General features: G+C 64.2%; 13 protein-coding genes. 6 read left to right on the forward strand and 7 right to left on the reverse strand.

From position 1 onward, the window contains the following. Nucleotides 1–186 precede the first annotated feature (186 nt). Nucleotides 187–1,308 (forward strand): TRAP transporter substrate-binding protein, encoded by a 1,122-nt coding sequence (locus IQ24_RS01625; protein WP_145395960.1) that lies wholly within the window; start codon nucleotides 187–189, stop codon nucleotides 1,306–1,308. 57 nt (nucleotides 1,309–1,365) lie between these two features. Here the strand turns inward: IQ24_RS01625 and IQ24_RS01630 are convergent, their stop codons facing one another. The 5 genes from IQ24_RS01630 to cobU form a co-directional block, all read right to left on the reverse strand. Further along, entirely contained in the window at nucleotides 1,366–3,366 is a 2,001-nt protein-coding gene (locus IQ24_RS01630; protein WP_145395961.1) for a TRAP transporter large permease, read from the reverse strand. After that, the gene (locus IQ24_RS01635; RefSeq protein ID WP_145395962.1) at nucleotides 3,363–3,992 is read right to left on the reverse strand and encodes a TRAP transporter small permease subunit; all 630 of its coding nucleotides are present in this window, start codon (nucleotides 3,990–3,992) and stop codon (nucleotides 3,363–3,365) included. Before IQ24_RS01635 ends, IQ24_RS01630 begins: the two co-directional genes overlap by 4 nt. A gap of 136 nt (nucleotides 3,993–4,128) precedes the next feature. After that, a complete protein-coding gene (gene cobS, locus IQ24_RS01640; RefSeq protein WP_145395963.1) occupies nucleotides 4,129–4,914 on the reverse strand; it encodes an adenosylcobinamide-GDP ribazoletransferase in 786 nt (261 codons plus the stop codon). After that, nucleotides 4,901–5,905 carry a nicotinate-nucleotide--dimethylbenzimidazole phosphoribosyltransferase gene (cobT, locus tag IQ24_RS01645; RefSeq protein ID WP_145395964.1) on the reverse strand — a complete coding sequence of 335 codons (1,005 nt, stop codon included), beginning with the start codon at nucleotides 5,903–5,905 and terminating at the stop codon, nucleotides 4,901–4,903. The genes cobS and cobT overlap by 14 nt, the downstream gene beginning before the upstream one ends. Next, nucleotides 5,860–6,390, reverse strand: coding sequence for a bifunctional adenosylcobinamide kinase/adenosylcobinamide-phosphate guanylyltransferase (cobU, locus tag IQ24_RS01650; RefSeq protein ID WP_145395965.1), 531 nt, complete (start codon nucleotides 6,388–6,390; stop codon nucleotides 5,860–5,862). The genes cobT and cobU overlap by 46 nt, the downstream gene beginning before the upstream one ends. A 120-nt stretch (nucleotides 6,391–6,510) precedes the next feature. Here cobU and IQ24_RS01655 point away from each other — a divergent pair, with 120 nt between their 5' ends. From IQ24_RS01655 to IQ24_RS01675, 5 genes are all read left to right on the forward strand, one after another. Then, nucleotides 6,511–8,115 (forward strand): peptide ABC transporter substrate-binding protein, encoded by a 1,605-nt coding sequence (locus IQ24_RS01655; RefSeq protein WP_145395966.1) that lies wholly within the window; start codon nucleotides 6,511–6,513, stop codon nucleotides 8,113–8,115. 78 nt (nucleotides 8,116–8,193) lie between these two features. Continuing rightward, nucleotides 8,194–9,108, forward strand: a complete 915-nt coding sequence (oppB, locus tag IQ24_RS01660; RefSeq protein ID WP_145395967.1) for an oligopeptide ABC transporter permease OppB — start codon at nucleotides 8,194–8,196, stop codon at nucleotides 9,106–9,108. Between the two features lie 3 nt (nucleotides 9,109–9,111). Then, on the forward strand, nucleotides 9,112–10,035 hold the full coding sequence (locus tag IQ24_RS01665; RefSeq protein WP_145395968.1) for an ABC transporter permease subunit: 924 nt from the start codon (nucleotides 9,112–9,114) through the stop codon (nucleotides 10,033–10,035). A gap of 1 nt (nucleotide 10,036) precedes the next feature. After that, nucleotides 10,037–11,128: an oligopeptide/dipeptide ABC transporter ATP-binding protein gene (locus tag IQ24_RS01670; protein ID WP_145395969.1), complete on the forward strand. Its 1,092-nt coding sequence runs from the start codon at nucleotides 10,037–10,039 to the stop codon at nucleotides 11,126–11,128. Then, nucleotides 11,125–12,153 (forward strand): oligopeptide/dipeptide ABC transporter ATP-binding protein, encoded by a 1,029-nt coding sequence (locus tag IQ24_RS01675; RefSeq protein ID WP_145395970.1) that lies wholly within the window; start codon nucleotides 11,125–11,127, stop codon nucleotides 12,151–12,153. The genes IQ24_RS01670 and IQ24_RS01675 overlap by 4 nt, the downstream gene beginning before the upstream one ends. Nucleotides 12,154–12,170: 17 nt before the next feature. Here IQ24_RS01675 and IQ24_RS01680 read toward each other — a convergent pair whose 3' ends face one another. Both IQ24_RS01680 and IQ24_RS01685 read right to left on the reverse strand, forming a co-directional pair. Further along, complete coding sequence (locus IQ24_RS01680; protein ID WP_145396134.1) at nucleotides 12,171–12,542, reverse strand: response regulator transcription factor; 372 nt, start codon at nucleotides 12,540–12,542, stop codon at nucleotides 12,171–12,173. A 65-nt stretch (nucleotides 12,543–12,607) separates the two neighbouring features. After that, on the reverse strand, nucleotides 12,608–14,395 hold the full coding sequence (locus IQ24_RS01685) for an MFS transporter (protein WP_199756452.1): 1,788 nt from the start codon (nucleotides 14,393–14,395) through the stop codon (nucleotides 12,608–12,610). Nucleotides 14,396–14,397 lie beyond the last annotated feature (2 nt).

Here is a 14,397-nt window from a genome sequence, read left to right on the forward strand (position 1 = left end):
CCTACCAGATGCTGACTGCACGCCTGTGGCAAGCCTGCCGCGCGACCCGGCCTGCCGGGCGCCCCGGAACACCCGTCGACACGCCACGTCCTGACGCTTTGATCTCGACAGTCAGGGCCTTGCGTTGCAACATGTCCCGCAATCAGAAGCGCCTGAAAAGGGCGCGACAATACTACCGGAGGAACAATGTCCCAGAGCAACAAATTCGACCGCCGCTCATTCCTGACCAAGGCCTCGGTCGGCGGGGCCGCTGCGGCCGCTGGCAGCGTGCTGGCCGCGCCTGCGATTGCGCAGGAAAGCCCGACCATCAACTGGCGGATGACCTCGTCCTTCCCGAAATCGACCGACACGCTCTACGGCACGGGCGAATATTTCTGCAAGCTGGTCGAGGAAGCCACTGACGGCAAGTTCAAGATCCAGTCCTTCACCGCGGGCGAGATCGTCGGCGGCCTGCAGGCAGCGGATGCGGTCATGGATGGCACGGTCGAGATGGCCCACACCGTCGGCTATTACTACTGGGGCAAGGACCCAGCCTGGGCGGTTGGGGCAGCGGTTCCGTTCTCGCTGAACTATCGCGGGATGAACGCCTGGAACTACAATGGCGGGCTTGATCTTTACAACGAATTCCTGGCCCAGCATGGTCTTTTCGCGCTGCCGGGCGGCAACACCGGCGTGCAGATGGGTGGCTGGTTCCGCAAGGAGATCAACACCGTCGAGGATCTGAAGGGCCTCAAGTTCCGCGTCGGCGGCTTTGCAGGTTACGTGCTTGAGCGCATGGGCGTCGTCCCGCAGCAGCTGGCGGGCGGCGACATCTATCCGGCGCTGGAAAAAGGCACGCTGGACGCGGTCGAGTTCACCGGCCCCTATGATGACGAAAAGCTGGGCTTCGTGAAGGTCGCGCCTTACTACTACGCGCCCGGTTTCTGGGAAGGCGGCCCGACGGTCCACTTCTTCTTCAGCAAGGACAAGCTGGAAGGCCTGCCCAAGCATTATCAGGCCGTCGTCCGTGCCGCAGCCCGTGCGGCGGACAACTACATGATCTCGTCCTATGACTGGAACAACCCCAAGGCGCTGCTGCGTCTGGTCGGCGAAGGCGCACAGATCCGCAGCTTCTCGCCCGAGATCATGTCGGCCGCTTTCGACGTCGCGAACCAAGTCTATGACGAGATGGGCGCGAAGCACGAATGGTTCAAAAAGCTTTGGGATTCGATCAAGGCCTTCCGGTCCGAGCATTACACCTACACCCAGCTCGTCGACTTCCAGTACGACTACTACATGATGCAGCTGAACGGCCAGAAACGCCTCTGATCGCGGCGATTGCGAAACGAAAGGCCCCTGCATTGCAGGGGCCTTTTGCATGTCGGGTTATTGGGTGGCGGCGGGAGGCTCCAGCCCCGGGGGCGTGCCGAGGCCCGGAAGGCCGTTCGCGCCCCCGATGGGTGCAGTTGCCGGGGCGGCAGGCGCAGGCGCTGGCGCGTCCAGACCGGGCGGTGCGCCCAGTCCCGGCAGGCTGTTGGCCCCGGCAGGTGTAGGCGTTGCCGCAGGGGCTGCGGGCGTCACCGGCGCACCGGGCTGCGTCGCAAGACCCGGCGGCGTGCCAAGGCCCGGTAGATCGCTGGCCGCGCCGGGCGTCGGCGGGGCCGAGGGCGCCATGTTAGGCAGCGGCGCCAGACCCGGCAAACCGCCGACCGAGCTGTCGGCCCCGCCCGCAGGCGCACCGGGCGCGCCCAAGGGCGGCAGGCCGCCGCCTAGGGTCGGTAGCTCGAACGTCGTCTGCGCGGCCGGGGCATTGGTCGCGGTCTTGTCACCGAACCCGGTCACGAAGCCCGGCACAAGGATCACCAGCACCGCCATGGCCAACTGGATGAACATGAACGGCAGCGCGCCCAGATAGATCTGCCCAGAGGTGACCGGCTGGATCGTCCGCCCCGTCACCGCGTCCTTGTAGGGCAGACGCGGCGCAACGGAGCGCAGGAAATGCAGTGAGAAGCCGAAGGGCGGGTGCATGAACGAGGTCTGCATGACCAGTCCCAGAATGACCCCGAACCAGGCCATGTCGATGCCGATGGCCTTGGCAGGCGCAACCAGCAGCGGAACGATGATGAAGGCCAGTTCGAAATAGTCGAGGAAGAAGGCCAGCAGGAAGACCAGCACGGCCACGAAGATCACGAAGCCCAGCTCGCCCCCGGGCAGCGAGACCAGCAGATGCTCGATCCACAGATGGCCATTGACGCCATAGAAGGTCAGCGAAAAGACCCGCGCGCCCATCATGATGAACATGACGAAGGCGGAAAGCCGGGTCGCGCTGTAGACGCCCTGCCGCAACAGATCGAAGCTGAGACGCCCTTTCAGCACCGCCAGGATCAGCGCGCCAGCCGCCCCCATGGCACCGCCTTCGGTCGGCGTAGCAAGGCCCAGGAAGATCGTGCCCAGCACCAGAAAGATCAGCGCCAGCGGCGGGATCAGGACGATGATGACCTGCTCGGCCAGACGCGACAGCACGCCCAGCTTCAGGTACCTGTTGGCCAGCGCGACGAGATAGGCAAAGCCCGCCCCCACCGCCATGGCGACGATATCGGCATCGACGCCGATCTTGGGGTGCAGCCAAGCGTAGGCGCCATAGCTGATGGCCGCCGTCAGGATCAGCATGACCAGCAGCGAGGTGATGCCATGGCCCAGCGTGCGTGCCTCGGGCGGCAGGGCCGGGACATAGTCCGGCTTCAGGATCGACAGCAGGAAGATGAAGAGGATATAGCAGCCCGTCAGGATCAGCGAGGGCACGATCGCGCCCGCATACATGTCGCCCACCCGCACCTGCAGCTGGTCAGCCAGCACGATCAGCACCAGCGACGGCGGCACGATCTGCGCCAGCGTCCCCGAGGCCGCAATCGTTCCCGCTGCAACCCTTCGGTCATAGCCATAGCGCATCATGATCGGCAGTGAGATGAGGCCCATCGCGATCACCGAGGCCGCGACGATCCCGGTTGTCGCCGCCAGCAGCGCACCGACCAGAATAACCGCATAGGCGAGGCCCCCCCGGATCGGCCCGAAAAGCTGACCGATGGTGTCCAGAAGATCCTCGGCCATCCCCGATTTCTCAAGGATGATGCCCATGAGCGTGAAGAACGGGATCGCCAGCAATGTGTCGTTCGAGAATTGCGTCCACATTCGGTTGGGCAGGCTGCCCAGCAGCGCCCAGTCAAGGTTGATCGAACCGCCCGAAAGCGGCGCAAGCTCGACCCCGATCAGGAAGAACAGAAGCCCGTTTGCGGCCAGTGAGAAGGCGACCGGATAGCCCAGTAGCAGAAAGATGATCAGCGAGGCGAACATGATGGGCGCCATGTTCTGCGCGATAAGTTCCATCATTTGCGGCTCTCCTGCGCGCTGGCGGCCTGTTCGGGCGGCAGGTTGTCGCGCATCTCGCGCGCCAGTTCCTCGGCTTCGGCCAGCGTGGCCTCATGCTGGGGGACATGTGGGTTGGGGTCCGGGATCGCGCCGGTGATGACGGCGATCTTCTTGATGATCTCGGAGATGCCTTGGATGAACAGTAGCACGAAGCCCAGAAGCAGGATCAGGCGCGCGGGCCACAGGATCAACCCGCTGGCGTTGGGAGAGGTCTCTCCGGTGCGATAGGCCGAGAGGAACCAAGGGTAGAGGTAATAGACCAGCAGCCAGGCAAAGGGGATCAGGAACAGAAGATGCCCCAGCAGATCGATCCAGTGCTGCACCCGGCGCGAGGCGCGGGTGTAAAGCAGGTCGATGCGGATATGCTCATTCAGGTTCAGCGTCCAGGCGGCCGCGCCCATATAGGCGATGCCGTAAAGATACCACTGAAGCTCAAGCCAGCCGTTCGAGGAATAGTTGAAGACCTTGCGGACAATCGCGTTGATCGCGCTGACAAGGACCGCGACAAGGATCATCCAGCTTGCGGATTTTCCGATGAATGTCGTGCACGCATCAATCGCGCGGGACAGGGCCAAAAGGCCTCGCATGGGCGCCTCCCAGGGAATGGCTTTGGGACCTAGTCTGGACCGGGACGGCCCCATACAAAAGTACCGATTGGGCGGGGTATGCAGGAGTGATGCAAAAGCGTCAAGAAAAACGCGGGCTGTGGCCGGCCTTTGCGCGTCAGAGCAGGGCGGCGAGCGCCAGAAGCCCCGCCACCTCGCCCGCCTGCTGCATCGCGCCCAGCACATCGCCCGTCTGCCCGCGCAGTTTCTTCAGCGCCAGCCGCGCAATCCAGAGCTGCGCCAGAAACAACGCCAGCACCGCCACCGGCCAGTCGAAGCGCTGCGAAGGATCATAGAACATAGCCAGAAGGATGCTGAGCCCGCCCAGCACCAGCGCCAGCGCAACGGTGCCGCCGCCGGGGCGTCCGGCGGCATGGCCCAGCCCGTCGCGGCGCGCAGGCGGCATCAGCCACAACGCCGCCGCCATCCCCGCGCGCGAGAGTGACGCCATGGCGATCAGCGCCATCGCCCCCTCGGCCCAGGGCAGCGAGGCCAGCGCACCCACACGCGCCGCCGTCACCATGCCGATGGCGATGACGCCATAGCTGCCGATGCGAGAATCGCGCATAATATCAAGGCATTGCGCGGGGTTATTGCCGCCAAGGCCATCGGCCAGATCGGCCAGACCATCCTCATGCAGCGCGCCCGTCAGCAGGATCATCGCGGCAATCGCCAGCAGCGCGGCCAGCATCGGCGTCAGCTCCAGCCAGAGCGCCAGCGACCAGACGCAGGCCGCCAAGGCCCCCACCAGCGCGCCCACCAGCGGAAAGGCCCAGACCGAGACCGACAGCGCCGGAGCCGGATCGGGCAGCACGCGCCAGACCGGCAGGCGGGTCAGCCAGACCAGCGCCAGAAGCAGCTCGCTCAGCCGCTGGGGCTGGTGCCGGGGGCTACGCCGGGCCAATTCCGGCCTCGGCGAATGTGGCCATGCCGTTGTGGCAGGCCAAAGCGGCGCGCAGGACCATCAGCGCGATGGCCGCACCCGAGCCCTCGCCCAGCCGCATGTCCAGCGCCAGCACCGGGCGCTTGCCCATGGCGGCGATCAGGCGGCGGTGGCCCGGCTCGGCGCTTTCATGGCCGATCAGGCAATGATCCAGCGCCTGCGGATCGTCGCGCAGAAGGACCGAGGCCGCCGCCGAACAGATGAACCCGTCCAGCAGGACCGGAATGCCCAGCTCTCGCGCCCGCAGAATCGCGCCACAGATGGCGGCCTGCTCGCGCCCGCCATAGGCCTGCAAAGTCTCATGCGTGGTCCGCGCACCGTTGTGGCGCGCCAGACCCGCATCGACCACCGCCACCTTGCGGGCGATGATCGCAGGGTCCGCACCGGTCCCCGGCCCGACCCAATCCTGACCCGAGCCGCCAAAGACCGCCGCCGCCTGCACCGCCGCGACAGTCGAATTGCCGATCCCCATTTCGCCAAGGACCAGCACATGCGCGGCGTCATTCATCGCTTCGGCGCCGATGCGCATGGCCTCGGTCACCTCCTCTGCGGACATGGCGGCGCTTTGGCTGAAATCGGCGGTGGGCCGGTCCAGCGCAATCTCGACCACCGACAGATCGGCATCGGCCAGCGCGCAGATCTGGTTGATCGCCGCGCCCTTGTTGCGGAAATTCTGCACCATCAGCGCGGTGACCTCGGCCGGGAACGGGTTCACGCCCTGCGCCACGATGCCGTGATTTCCTGCGAAAACAATGGCCTGCGCCCGGTCGATCACCGGGGATGCCGTCCCCTGCCAGCCGGCCATGAACTCGGCCAGCTCCTCAAGCCGCCCCAGAGAGCCCGGCGGCTTCGTCAGTTGCGCCTGACGGGCGCGGGCGGCATCTGCGGCGGATGGGTCAAAGGATGTCACGAGTCGTTCCGTTCCGGCTTCAGTCTTAGCGGCAGTCCGCATACCGCCATCCAGACCTCATCCGCAATGCCTGCGACCGCCTGGTTCATCCAGCCGTGCAGGTCGCGAAAGCGCCGGGTCGCGGCATCGGCGGGCACGATGCCCATGCCCAGCTCATTGGTCACAAGGATGACCGGATCGGCCTGCTGCGACAGCGTGGCGCAAAGATCCGCCACATCCGCATCCTCGAAAGCATTGGCCAGCCACAGCGTCAGGCAATCGACCAGCCGCACGCCCTGCCCGTCCGTGCGCCGCAGCGCACCCGCAAGGTCCTTCGCCTCTTCGACGGTCAGCCAGCCCGCGCCGCGCCGGTCCTGATGCAGGCGGATGCGGTCCTCCATTTCCCCGTCGCGGGGCTCGGCCGTGGCGATGTAGATCAGCGGCAGATCATGCAGCTTTGCCTGCGCGCGGGCCAGATTTTCGGCCTGCGCGGATTTGCCCGAACGGGCTCCCCCGGTGACAAGGGCGATGAAGTTTCGTTGCGTCATGGGGTGGTTTTTCCACATGCCGCCGCCAGAGGGAAGCGATGATCGGCCTTGTCAGAATTCATGAACGGGATTACCATTTGGTCCGAGATGTTCACCATGTGGAACAGGGAGACTCACTTCATGAAGAAACTGATCCTGACGACGGCATTGATCGGCGCGCTTGCCGCCCCCGCTTTCGCCGCCCAGCCCACCGAGGGCGAGAAGCTGGCCGAGAAGCAAGAGCTGAACTTCTGGATTCTTGATGCGCTCAAGACGCTGGACCCGGGCAAGAACACCGACCGCGAGGGCTCGGATGCGCTGCGCCAGCTGTTTGAAGGGCTGATGAATGAGGACGTGACCGGCGCCGTGGTGCCGGGCGTCGCCGAAAGTTACGAGGTCAGCGAGGATCAGAAGACCTACACTTTCAAACTGCGCGACGCCAAATGGTCGAATGGCGATCCGGTGACCGCCAATGACTTCGTCTATGCCTGGCGACGCGTGGCCGATCCGGCGACGGCCAGCGAATATGCCTGGTTCATGGAGCTGATGAACGTCGCCAATGCCACCGAAGTCACCAAGGGCGAAAAGAAGCCCGAGGAACTGGGCATCAAGGCGATTGACGACAAAACGGTCGAGGTCACGCTGATCGCGCCGACCCCCTATTTCCTGAAGACTCTGGCCCATCCCGCGACCTTCCCGGTGCCGCAGAAGGTCATCGAGGCCGAAGGCGACAACTGGACGCAGGCCGGAAAACTGGTCAGCAACGGCGCCTATAAGCTGGATCAACACGATCTGGGCGTTCAGGCCGTCATGAGCCGGAACGAGAATTACTGGGACAATGAGCACACCGTCCTGAACATGGTGCGCTTCGTCACGGTGAACGACCAGAACATCGGCCTGACCCGCTATCTGGCCGGAGAGATCGACTGGATGGACCGGACCCCCGCCGGTCAGTTCCCGCGCCTGCTGCAGGAATATCCAGATCAGGCGATCTCGGTGCCGGATGCCTGCTCCTATGCCTATCTGTTCAACATGTCCGACAAAGGCCCGGAATCGCTGAAGGATATCCGTGTTCGGCAGGCGCTGTCCTATGCGGTCGACCGCGACATCATCGTCGACAAGGTCCTGCAAGGCGGTCAGCGCCCGGCCTATTGGTGGACCCATTGGGCGGTCGAGGGCTTCCAGCAGCCCGATATCGAGATGGCGGGCTGGACGCAGGCCGAGCGCGTCGAGAAAGCCAAGGCGCTGCTGGCCGAAGCGGGCTATGGCCCCGACAACCCGCTGAAGCTGACGATCCAGTACAACACCTCGGACGATCACAAGAAGCTGGCGGTGGCCGTGCAGCAGTTCTGGAAGCAGATCGGCGTTCAGGTGGAACTGGCGAATTATGAATGGAAGGTCCACACCGACCGCCTGCAGAACCAGGACTTCGAGGTCGCGCGCTATGCCTGGTGCGCCGACTATAACGAAGCCTCGACCTTCCTCGATTACTTCCGCACCGGCGGCTACAACAACGGCAAATGGTCGAATGCCGAATATGACAAGCTGCTGGAAGAGGCCAAGACCGCAGCCGACACCGGCCCGCTTTACAAGAAGGCTGAAGAGGTGCTGATCGGCGATATGGCGATGGTCCCGGTCTATCACTACGCCAAGCCCATGATGGTGAAGGCCGATCTGCGCGGCTGGCCCAAGGAAAACGTGATGAACGACTGGTACGCCAAGGACATGTACCGCGTCGCCCAGTAAATCACCCGGCTGGTCGCGCATTTGCGTGGCCAGCCTTCATCCCGTGGAACTTCCCTTGGCACCTGACGGGACCGGAACATGACAGGTTATATTCTTCGACGTATTGCGATTGCCATTCCGACATTGCTTTTGCTGATTGTCGTCTCATTCCTGCTGATGCATGCCGCGCCCGGCGGCCCCTTCACGCAGGAACGCCAGCTGCCCGCGCAGGTGCTGGCAAACCTCAACGCGAAATACGGGCTTGATGATCCGCTGTGGCGTCAGATCATCAACTATGTCTGGGGCATCGTTGCGCATTTCGACTTCGGGCCCAGCTTCGTCTATCCCGACAGGACGGTGAACCAGATCATCGCGGCCGGTTTTCCGGTCACCCTGACCTATGGCAGCATTGCCTTTGTCGTGGCCGTGGCGGTCGGCGTCTCGGGCGTGGCGGCTGCGATCCGGCACAACACCTGGCTGGATTATCTGGCCGTCGGCACCTCGATTGGCGCGCAGGTGCTGCCGAATTTCGTGATGGCCCCGATCCTTGTGCTGATCTTCACGCTGTGGCTGGGCTGGCTGCCGGGCGGAGGCTGGGGCGGCCCGATCTATTGGATCATGCCGACTGTGGCGCTGTCGACCAGCTTCATGGCCTCGATCGCGCGGATCATGCGCTCATCGATGCTGGAGGTGCTGGGCTCGAACCACATCCGGACCGCGCGCGCCAAGGGCCTGCCCGAGCGTGCGGTGATCCTGCGCCATGCGCTGAAGCCCGCGCTTCTGCCGGTGATCTCTTATCTGGGTCCGGCCTTCGTGACGATGATCACCGGCTCGGTGGTGATCGACATGTATTTCTCGACCGGAGGGATCGGCCGCAGCTTCGTCGATTCCGCGCTGAACCGCGACTATGCGGTGATGATGGGCATCACCATTCTGGTCGGCGCTTTGACCATTCTTTTCAGCCTTGTCGTCGACGTGCTTTACGCATGGATCGACCCCAAGATCAGGTACTAGGCCATGATCGATCAAATCAGCATGAAATCCCTTGCCGCCCGCCTCAGCGAGACCGAGGTCAAGGGCCGCAGCCCATGGGCCGACGCCCGCCACCGTTTCCGGCGCAACAAGGCCGCGATGGCCAGTCTGGCGGTGCTGCTGCTGGTGGGTCTGTTTGCGCTGTTCGGCCAGCAACTGGCCGTCTGGTCGAATGAGGAGATTGACTTCGGGATCATCGGGCAGGCCGCGCAGCTGGGGGGCCCGAGCCTTGAGAACGGGCATTATTTCGGCACCGACGATCTGGGGCGCGACCTCTTTTCACGCACAGTGCAGGGCACGCAGGTGTCGCTGCTGGTTGGGCTGATCGGTGCGGCCATCGCCGTCATCGTGGGCACGCTTTACGGCGCGACCGCCGGATATCTGGGCGGGCGCACCGATGCGATCATGATGCGGCTGGTCGATATCATGCTGGCGATCCCCTATATGTTCGTTCTGATCCTGCTCTTGGTGGTCTTTGGCCGCTCGATGATGATGCTTTTCATGGGCATCGGCCTGATCTCATGGCTGGAGATGAGCCGCGTCGTCCGGGGCCAGACGCTGAGCCTGAAGAACCACGAGTTCATCGAGGCCGCGCGCGCCACCGGCGTGTCCACCTGGAAGATCATCCTGCGCCATATCGTCCCGAACCTGCTGGGCGTGGTGGCGGTCTATGCGACGCTGCTGGTGCCGCTGATGATCCTGTCGGAAAGCTTCATCAGCTTTCTGGGTCTGGGCGTGCAGGAGCCCCTGACCTCATGGGGCGCGCTGATCGCCGAGGGCTCGGGCACGATGAACTATGGCACGCTCTGGCAACTGGCCTTCCCGCTTTTCTTCTTCTGCATCACGCTGTTCGCCTTCTTCTTCGTGGGCGACGGGCTGCGCGATGCCCTTGATCCGAAGGACCGCTGAGATGGACAAGAACAGCGAAGGGGATCGCGCATTGCTTCAGGTCTCGGACCTGAACGTCCGCTTCCACACAACCGACGGAGAAGTCAGCGCGGTGAACGGCGTCAGCCTGTCGCTGGCGCGGGGCGAGACGCTGGGGATCGTGGGCGAATCCGGCTCGGGCAAAAGCCAGCTGGCGTTTTCGATCATGGGGTTGCTGGCGCGCAATGGCCGCGCCAACGGATCGGTCCGCTTTGACGGGCAAGAGATCCTGAATGCGCCACCGAAGGTCCTGAACAAGATCCGCGCCGACAAGATCGCCATGGTCTTTCAGGACCCGATGACCAGCCTCAACCCCTATCTGCGGGTCTCGGACCAGATGGCCGAGGTTCTGATGCTGCACCGGGGCATGGGCAAGGCGCAGGCGGTCGCGGAATGTGCGCGGATGCTGGATGCGGTGAAGATCCCCGATGCCAAGGGCCGGATCCGGCTTTACCCGCATGAGTTCTCGGGCGGGATGCGGCAGCGGGTGATGATCGCCATGGCGCTGCTGTGCAAGCCCGACGTGCTGATCGCGGATGAGCCGACGACCGCACTGGACGTCACCGTGCAGGCGCAGATCATGCAGCTTCTGGACGATCTGCAGACCGAATTCGGCATGGCGATGATCCTGATCACCCATGATCTGGGCGTGGTCGCTGGCGCGTGTGAGCGGGTGATGGTCATGTATGGCGGCCGCGTGATGGAGCGCGCCGCCACCGATCCGCTGTTCGCTGATCCGAGCCATCCCTATACGCAGGGTCTGTTGCAGGCGATCCCGCGCGTCGACCAGCGCGGGGATGAGTTGTCGGCCATTCCCGGCAGCCCGCCCAACATGACCTTCCCGCCGCCGGGCTGTCCGTTCCAGCCGCGCTGCGCCTATGCCATGCCCATCTGCGAAGCGCAGATGCCGCCGCTCGATGATTTCGCGCCGGGCCGGGCGCGGGCCTGCCATGCCTCGGTGATGACGGTGCGCGCGGGCCACGCGCCGCAACCCCTGTTACCGGAAGCGGCGGCTGAGGATCAGGCCATCGCCGCCGCATCGGCCGAGGCGCATGCCGCAGGAGGGACAAGATGACCAACGCTCAAGAGCCGCTGCTGCGGGTGCGCGACCTGAAGGTCACCTTCGACATCCGGGGCGCGGGTGCGATGCCCTGGTCCCCACCCCGCCTGCTGCAGGCCGTCAGCGGCGTCGACTTCAACCTGATGCCCGGGCAGACGCTGGGCATCGTGGGCGAATCCGGCTCGGGCAAGTCAACGCTGGCGCGCGCGCTGATCGGACTGGTGCCTGCGACGGGCGAGGCGCGCTGGCAGGACGGGACCAACCTGATCGGCCTGTCACCGCGGAAGATGATGAAATACCGCAATGACATCCAGATGATCTTTCAGGACCCGCTGGCCAGCCTGAACCCAAGGATGACCGTGGGCCAGATCATCGCCGAGCCGCTGGTTACCCATCACCCCGGACTGAGCCGGGATGAGGTGCGCGGACGGGTCAAAGAGATGATGGACCGGGTGGGCCTGCTGCCCAACCAGATCAACCGCTATCCGCATGAATTCTCGGGCGGGCAATGCCAGCGCATCGGCATCGCGCGCGCGCTGATCGTGCGGCCGAAGCTGGTGATCTGCGATGAGCCGGTTTCGGCGCTGGATGTCTCGATCCAGGCGCAGGTCATCAACCTGCTGGCAGAATTGCAGCGGGATCTGGGGCTGGCGCTGATCTTCATCGCGCATGATCTATCGGTGGTGAAGCACATCAGCGACCGGGTGCTGGTGATGTATCTGGGCCGCGTGATGGAACTGGCCGAGGCCGAGGCGCTTTATGCCGACCCGCGCCATCCCTATACGCAGGCGCTGCTGTCGGCGGTGCCGATCCCCGACCCCGCGCTTGAGCGCGCCAAGCGCATCATCCCGCTGGGGGGGGAGCTTCCCTCACCCATGAAGCCGCCCTCGGGCTGCGTCTTCCGCACCCGCTGCGCCCGTGCAGCACCAATCTGTGCCGACGAACGGCCCGAACTGCTGGGCGTCGAGCATCTGACGGCCTGTCACTTCCCGGGCAAATTGACGGATGAGGAAATCGAGCGGGCGATCAGCGTCGCCTGACGCGCATTGGGCCCGGCTTAGCTGGCCGGGTCCAGAAGCCGCGCCATCTCATCGCGGAGCTCGGAAAGTTCGAAGGGTTTGGCGATGAAGCCGTCGGCCCCAAGGGCCAGTGCCTTCTTGCGCTCGACGACGGAACCGCGGGCGGTCATCATCAGCACATGGACGCGGGCCAGATCGCGCTCGGCGCGCAGCGTCCGAAGAATGTCGTAGCCCGAAACGTCGGGCAGCATGATGTCCAGAAGGATCAGGTCGGGGCGGGTGGCACGGACCTCGGCCAGAGCGTTCGCCCCACCGCTGAGGCGCTTGTGGCTGTGCCCGGCGCGGGTCAGCAGGAACTCCAGCGCGACCGCGATATTGTCTTCGTCTTCGACGATCAGGATATGGGCCAAGACACTCACCTCTGTATCGCCTTGGGGTGCCGGGCCCGCGATAAGCAGGCCCGGCGCGAGTTCGATCAATCTGCGAAGATGTCTTTCTTATGCGTGCCGCCCGGAACCAGCAGCGTCCCGATTACCACGGTCGCGCCCGCGATGATGACGGCGTACCACAGACCGGCGTAGATGTTGCCGCTTTGGGCCGAGATCGCGAAGGCGGTCGCGGGCAGCAGGCCCCCGAACCAGCCGTTGCCGATGTGATAGGGCAGCGACAGGCCAGAGTAGCGGATCCGCGTCGGGAACAGCTCGACCAGCATGGCCGCGATCGGGCCATAGACCATCGTCACCAGCAGGATCAGATAGGTCAGGATCGCGATGACCATCAGCTTCTGACCGGTGAAGATGTCAAAGAAGTTGTTGGCCTTGGCGACGGTCGTGTTGTTGGCAGCCACCAGCGGATAACCGGCCTTCTCCAGCGCGGCGTTCACGCTTTTCTCGAAGGTGGATTTGGTGGTGGCCAGCTCCTCGCCCGAAAGCGCCGCCGCGTCATAGGACGGGATCACGGTCTCGTCGATCTTGATGGTGGCGTTTTCGCCTGCCGGAGCATCCACCGTTTCATAATTCACCGACGAGCGTGCCAGCATCGCTTTGGCAATGTCGCAGGCCGAGGTGAACTTGGCCGTGCCGGTCGGGTTGAACTGGAACGAGCAGGTTGCCGGATCAGCCGACACCGTGACCTGATGCTCTTGTGCGGCGAACAGCGCCGGGTTGGCGGTTTTCGTCAGCAGGTGGAACACCGGGAAGTAGGTGATGGCGGCGATCAGACAGCCCGCCAGGATGATCGGCTTGCGGCCGATGCGATCCGAAAGCGAACCGAAGAACAGGAAGCCGCCGGTGCCCAGGATCAGCGACCAGGCGACAAAGACGTTCGCCGAGAAGCTGTCGACCTTGATGACGTTCTGGATGAAGAACAGCGCGTAGAACTGACCCGAGTACCAGACGACCGCCTGACCCATGACCAGACCGAAGAGCGCGATCAGGGCGATCTTGCCGTTCTTCCAGGTGCCGAAGGCCTCTTTCAGCGGTGCCTTGGACTGGGTGCCTTCCTCTTTCATCTTCTTGAAGGCCGGGCTTTCGTGCATCTGCAGACGGATGTAGAGCGAGATCAGCAGCAGGAAGATCGAGCCGAGGAACGGGATGCGCCAGCCCCAAAGGTCGAAGGCGGTGATCATCTTGGGCGAACCGTCAGCGTTCAGGACGGCCTGACCAGCGGCATCCATGACCGGGCTCGGATCCCAGTTCGCGTTGACGTAACCCTGCACCAGCAGGATGACGACCAGCGACAGAAGCAGACCCAGCGTCGCCGTCATCTGGATGAACGAGGTGAAATAGCCGCGACGACCCTGCGGAGCGTGCTCGGCCACATAGACGGCCGCGCCGCCATATTCACCACCAAGCGCCAGACCCTGCGCCATGCGCAGCGCGATCAGGATGATCGGAGCGGCCACGCCCCAGCTGGCATAACCCGGCAGCAGGCCGACCAGGAAGGTCGACAGACCCATGATCAGGATGGTGGCGAGGAAGGTGTATTTCCGGCCGATCAGGTCGCCCATGGCACCGAAGACCAGCGCGCCGAAGGGACGCACGATGAAGCCCGCCGCAAAGGCCAGCAGCGCGAAGACGTTGCGCGTGGCTTCCGGGAATGCGGTGAAATACTGCGCCCCGATGATCGCCGCCAGCGAGCCGTAAAGATAGAAATCGTACCATTCGAAAATCGTCCCGGCCGACGAGGCCAGAATGACTTTCTTTTCTTCGGCGGTCATCGGTCGCGAACGGACCGCTCCTGCCTCTGAGGGGGTATAGGCCATGT

Source organism: Paracoccus sulfuroxidans (genome assembly GCF_007830335.1).
Taxonomy (GTDB): Bacteria; Pseudomonadota; Alphaproteobacteria; order Rhodobacterales; family Rhodobacteraceae; genus Paracoccus; species Paracoccus sulfuroxidans.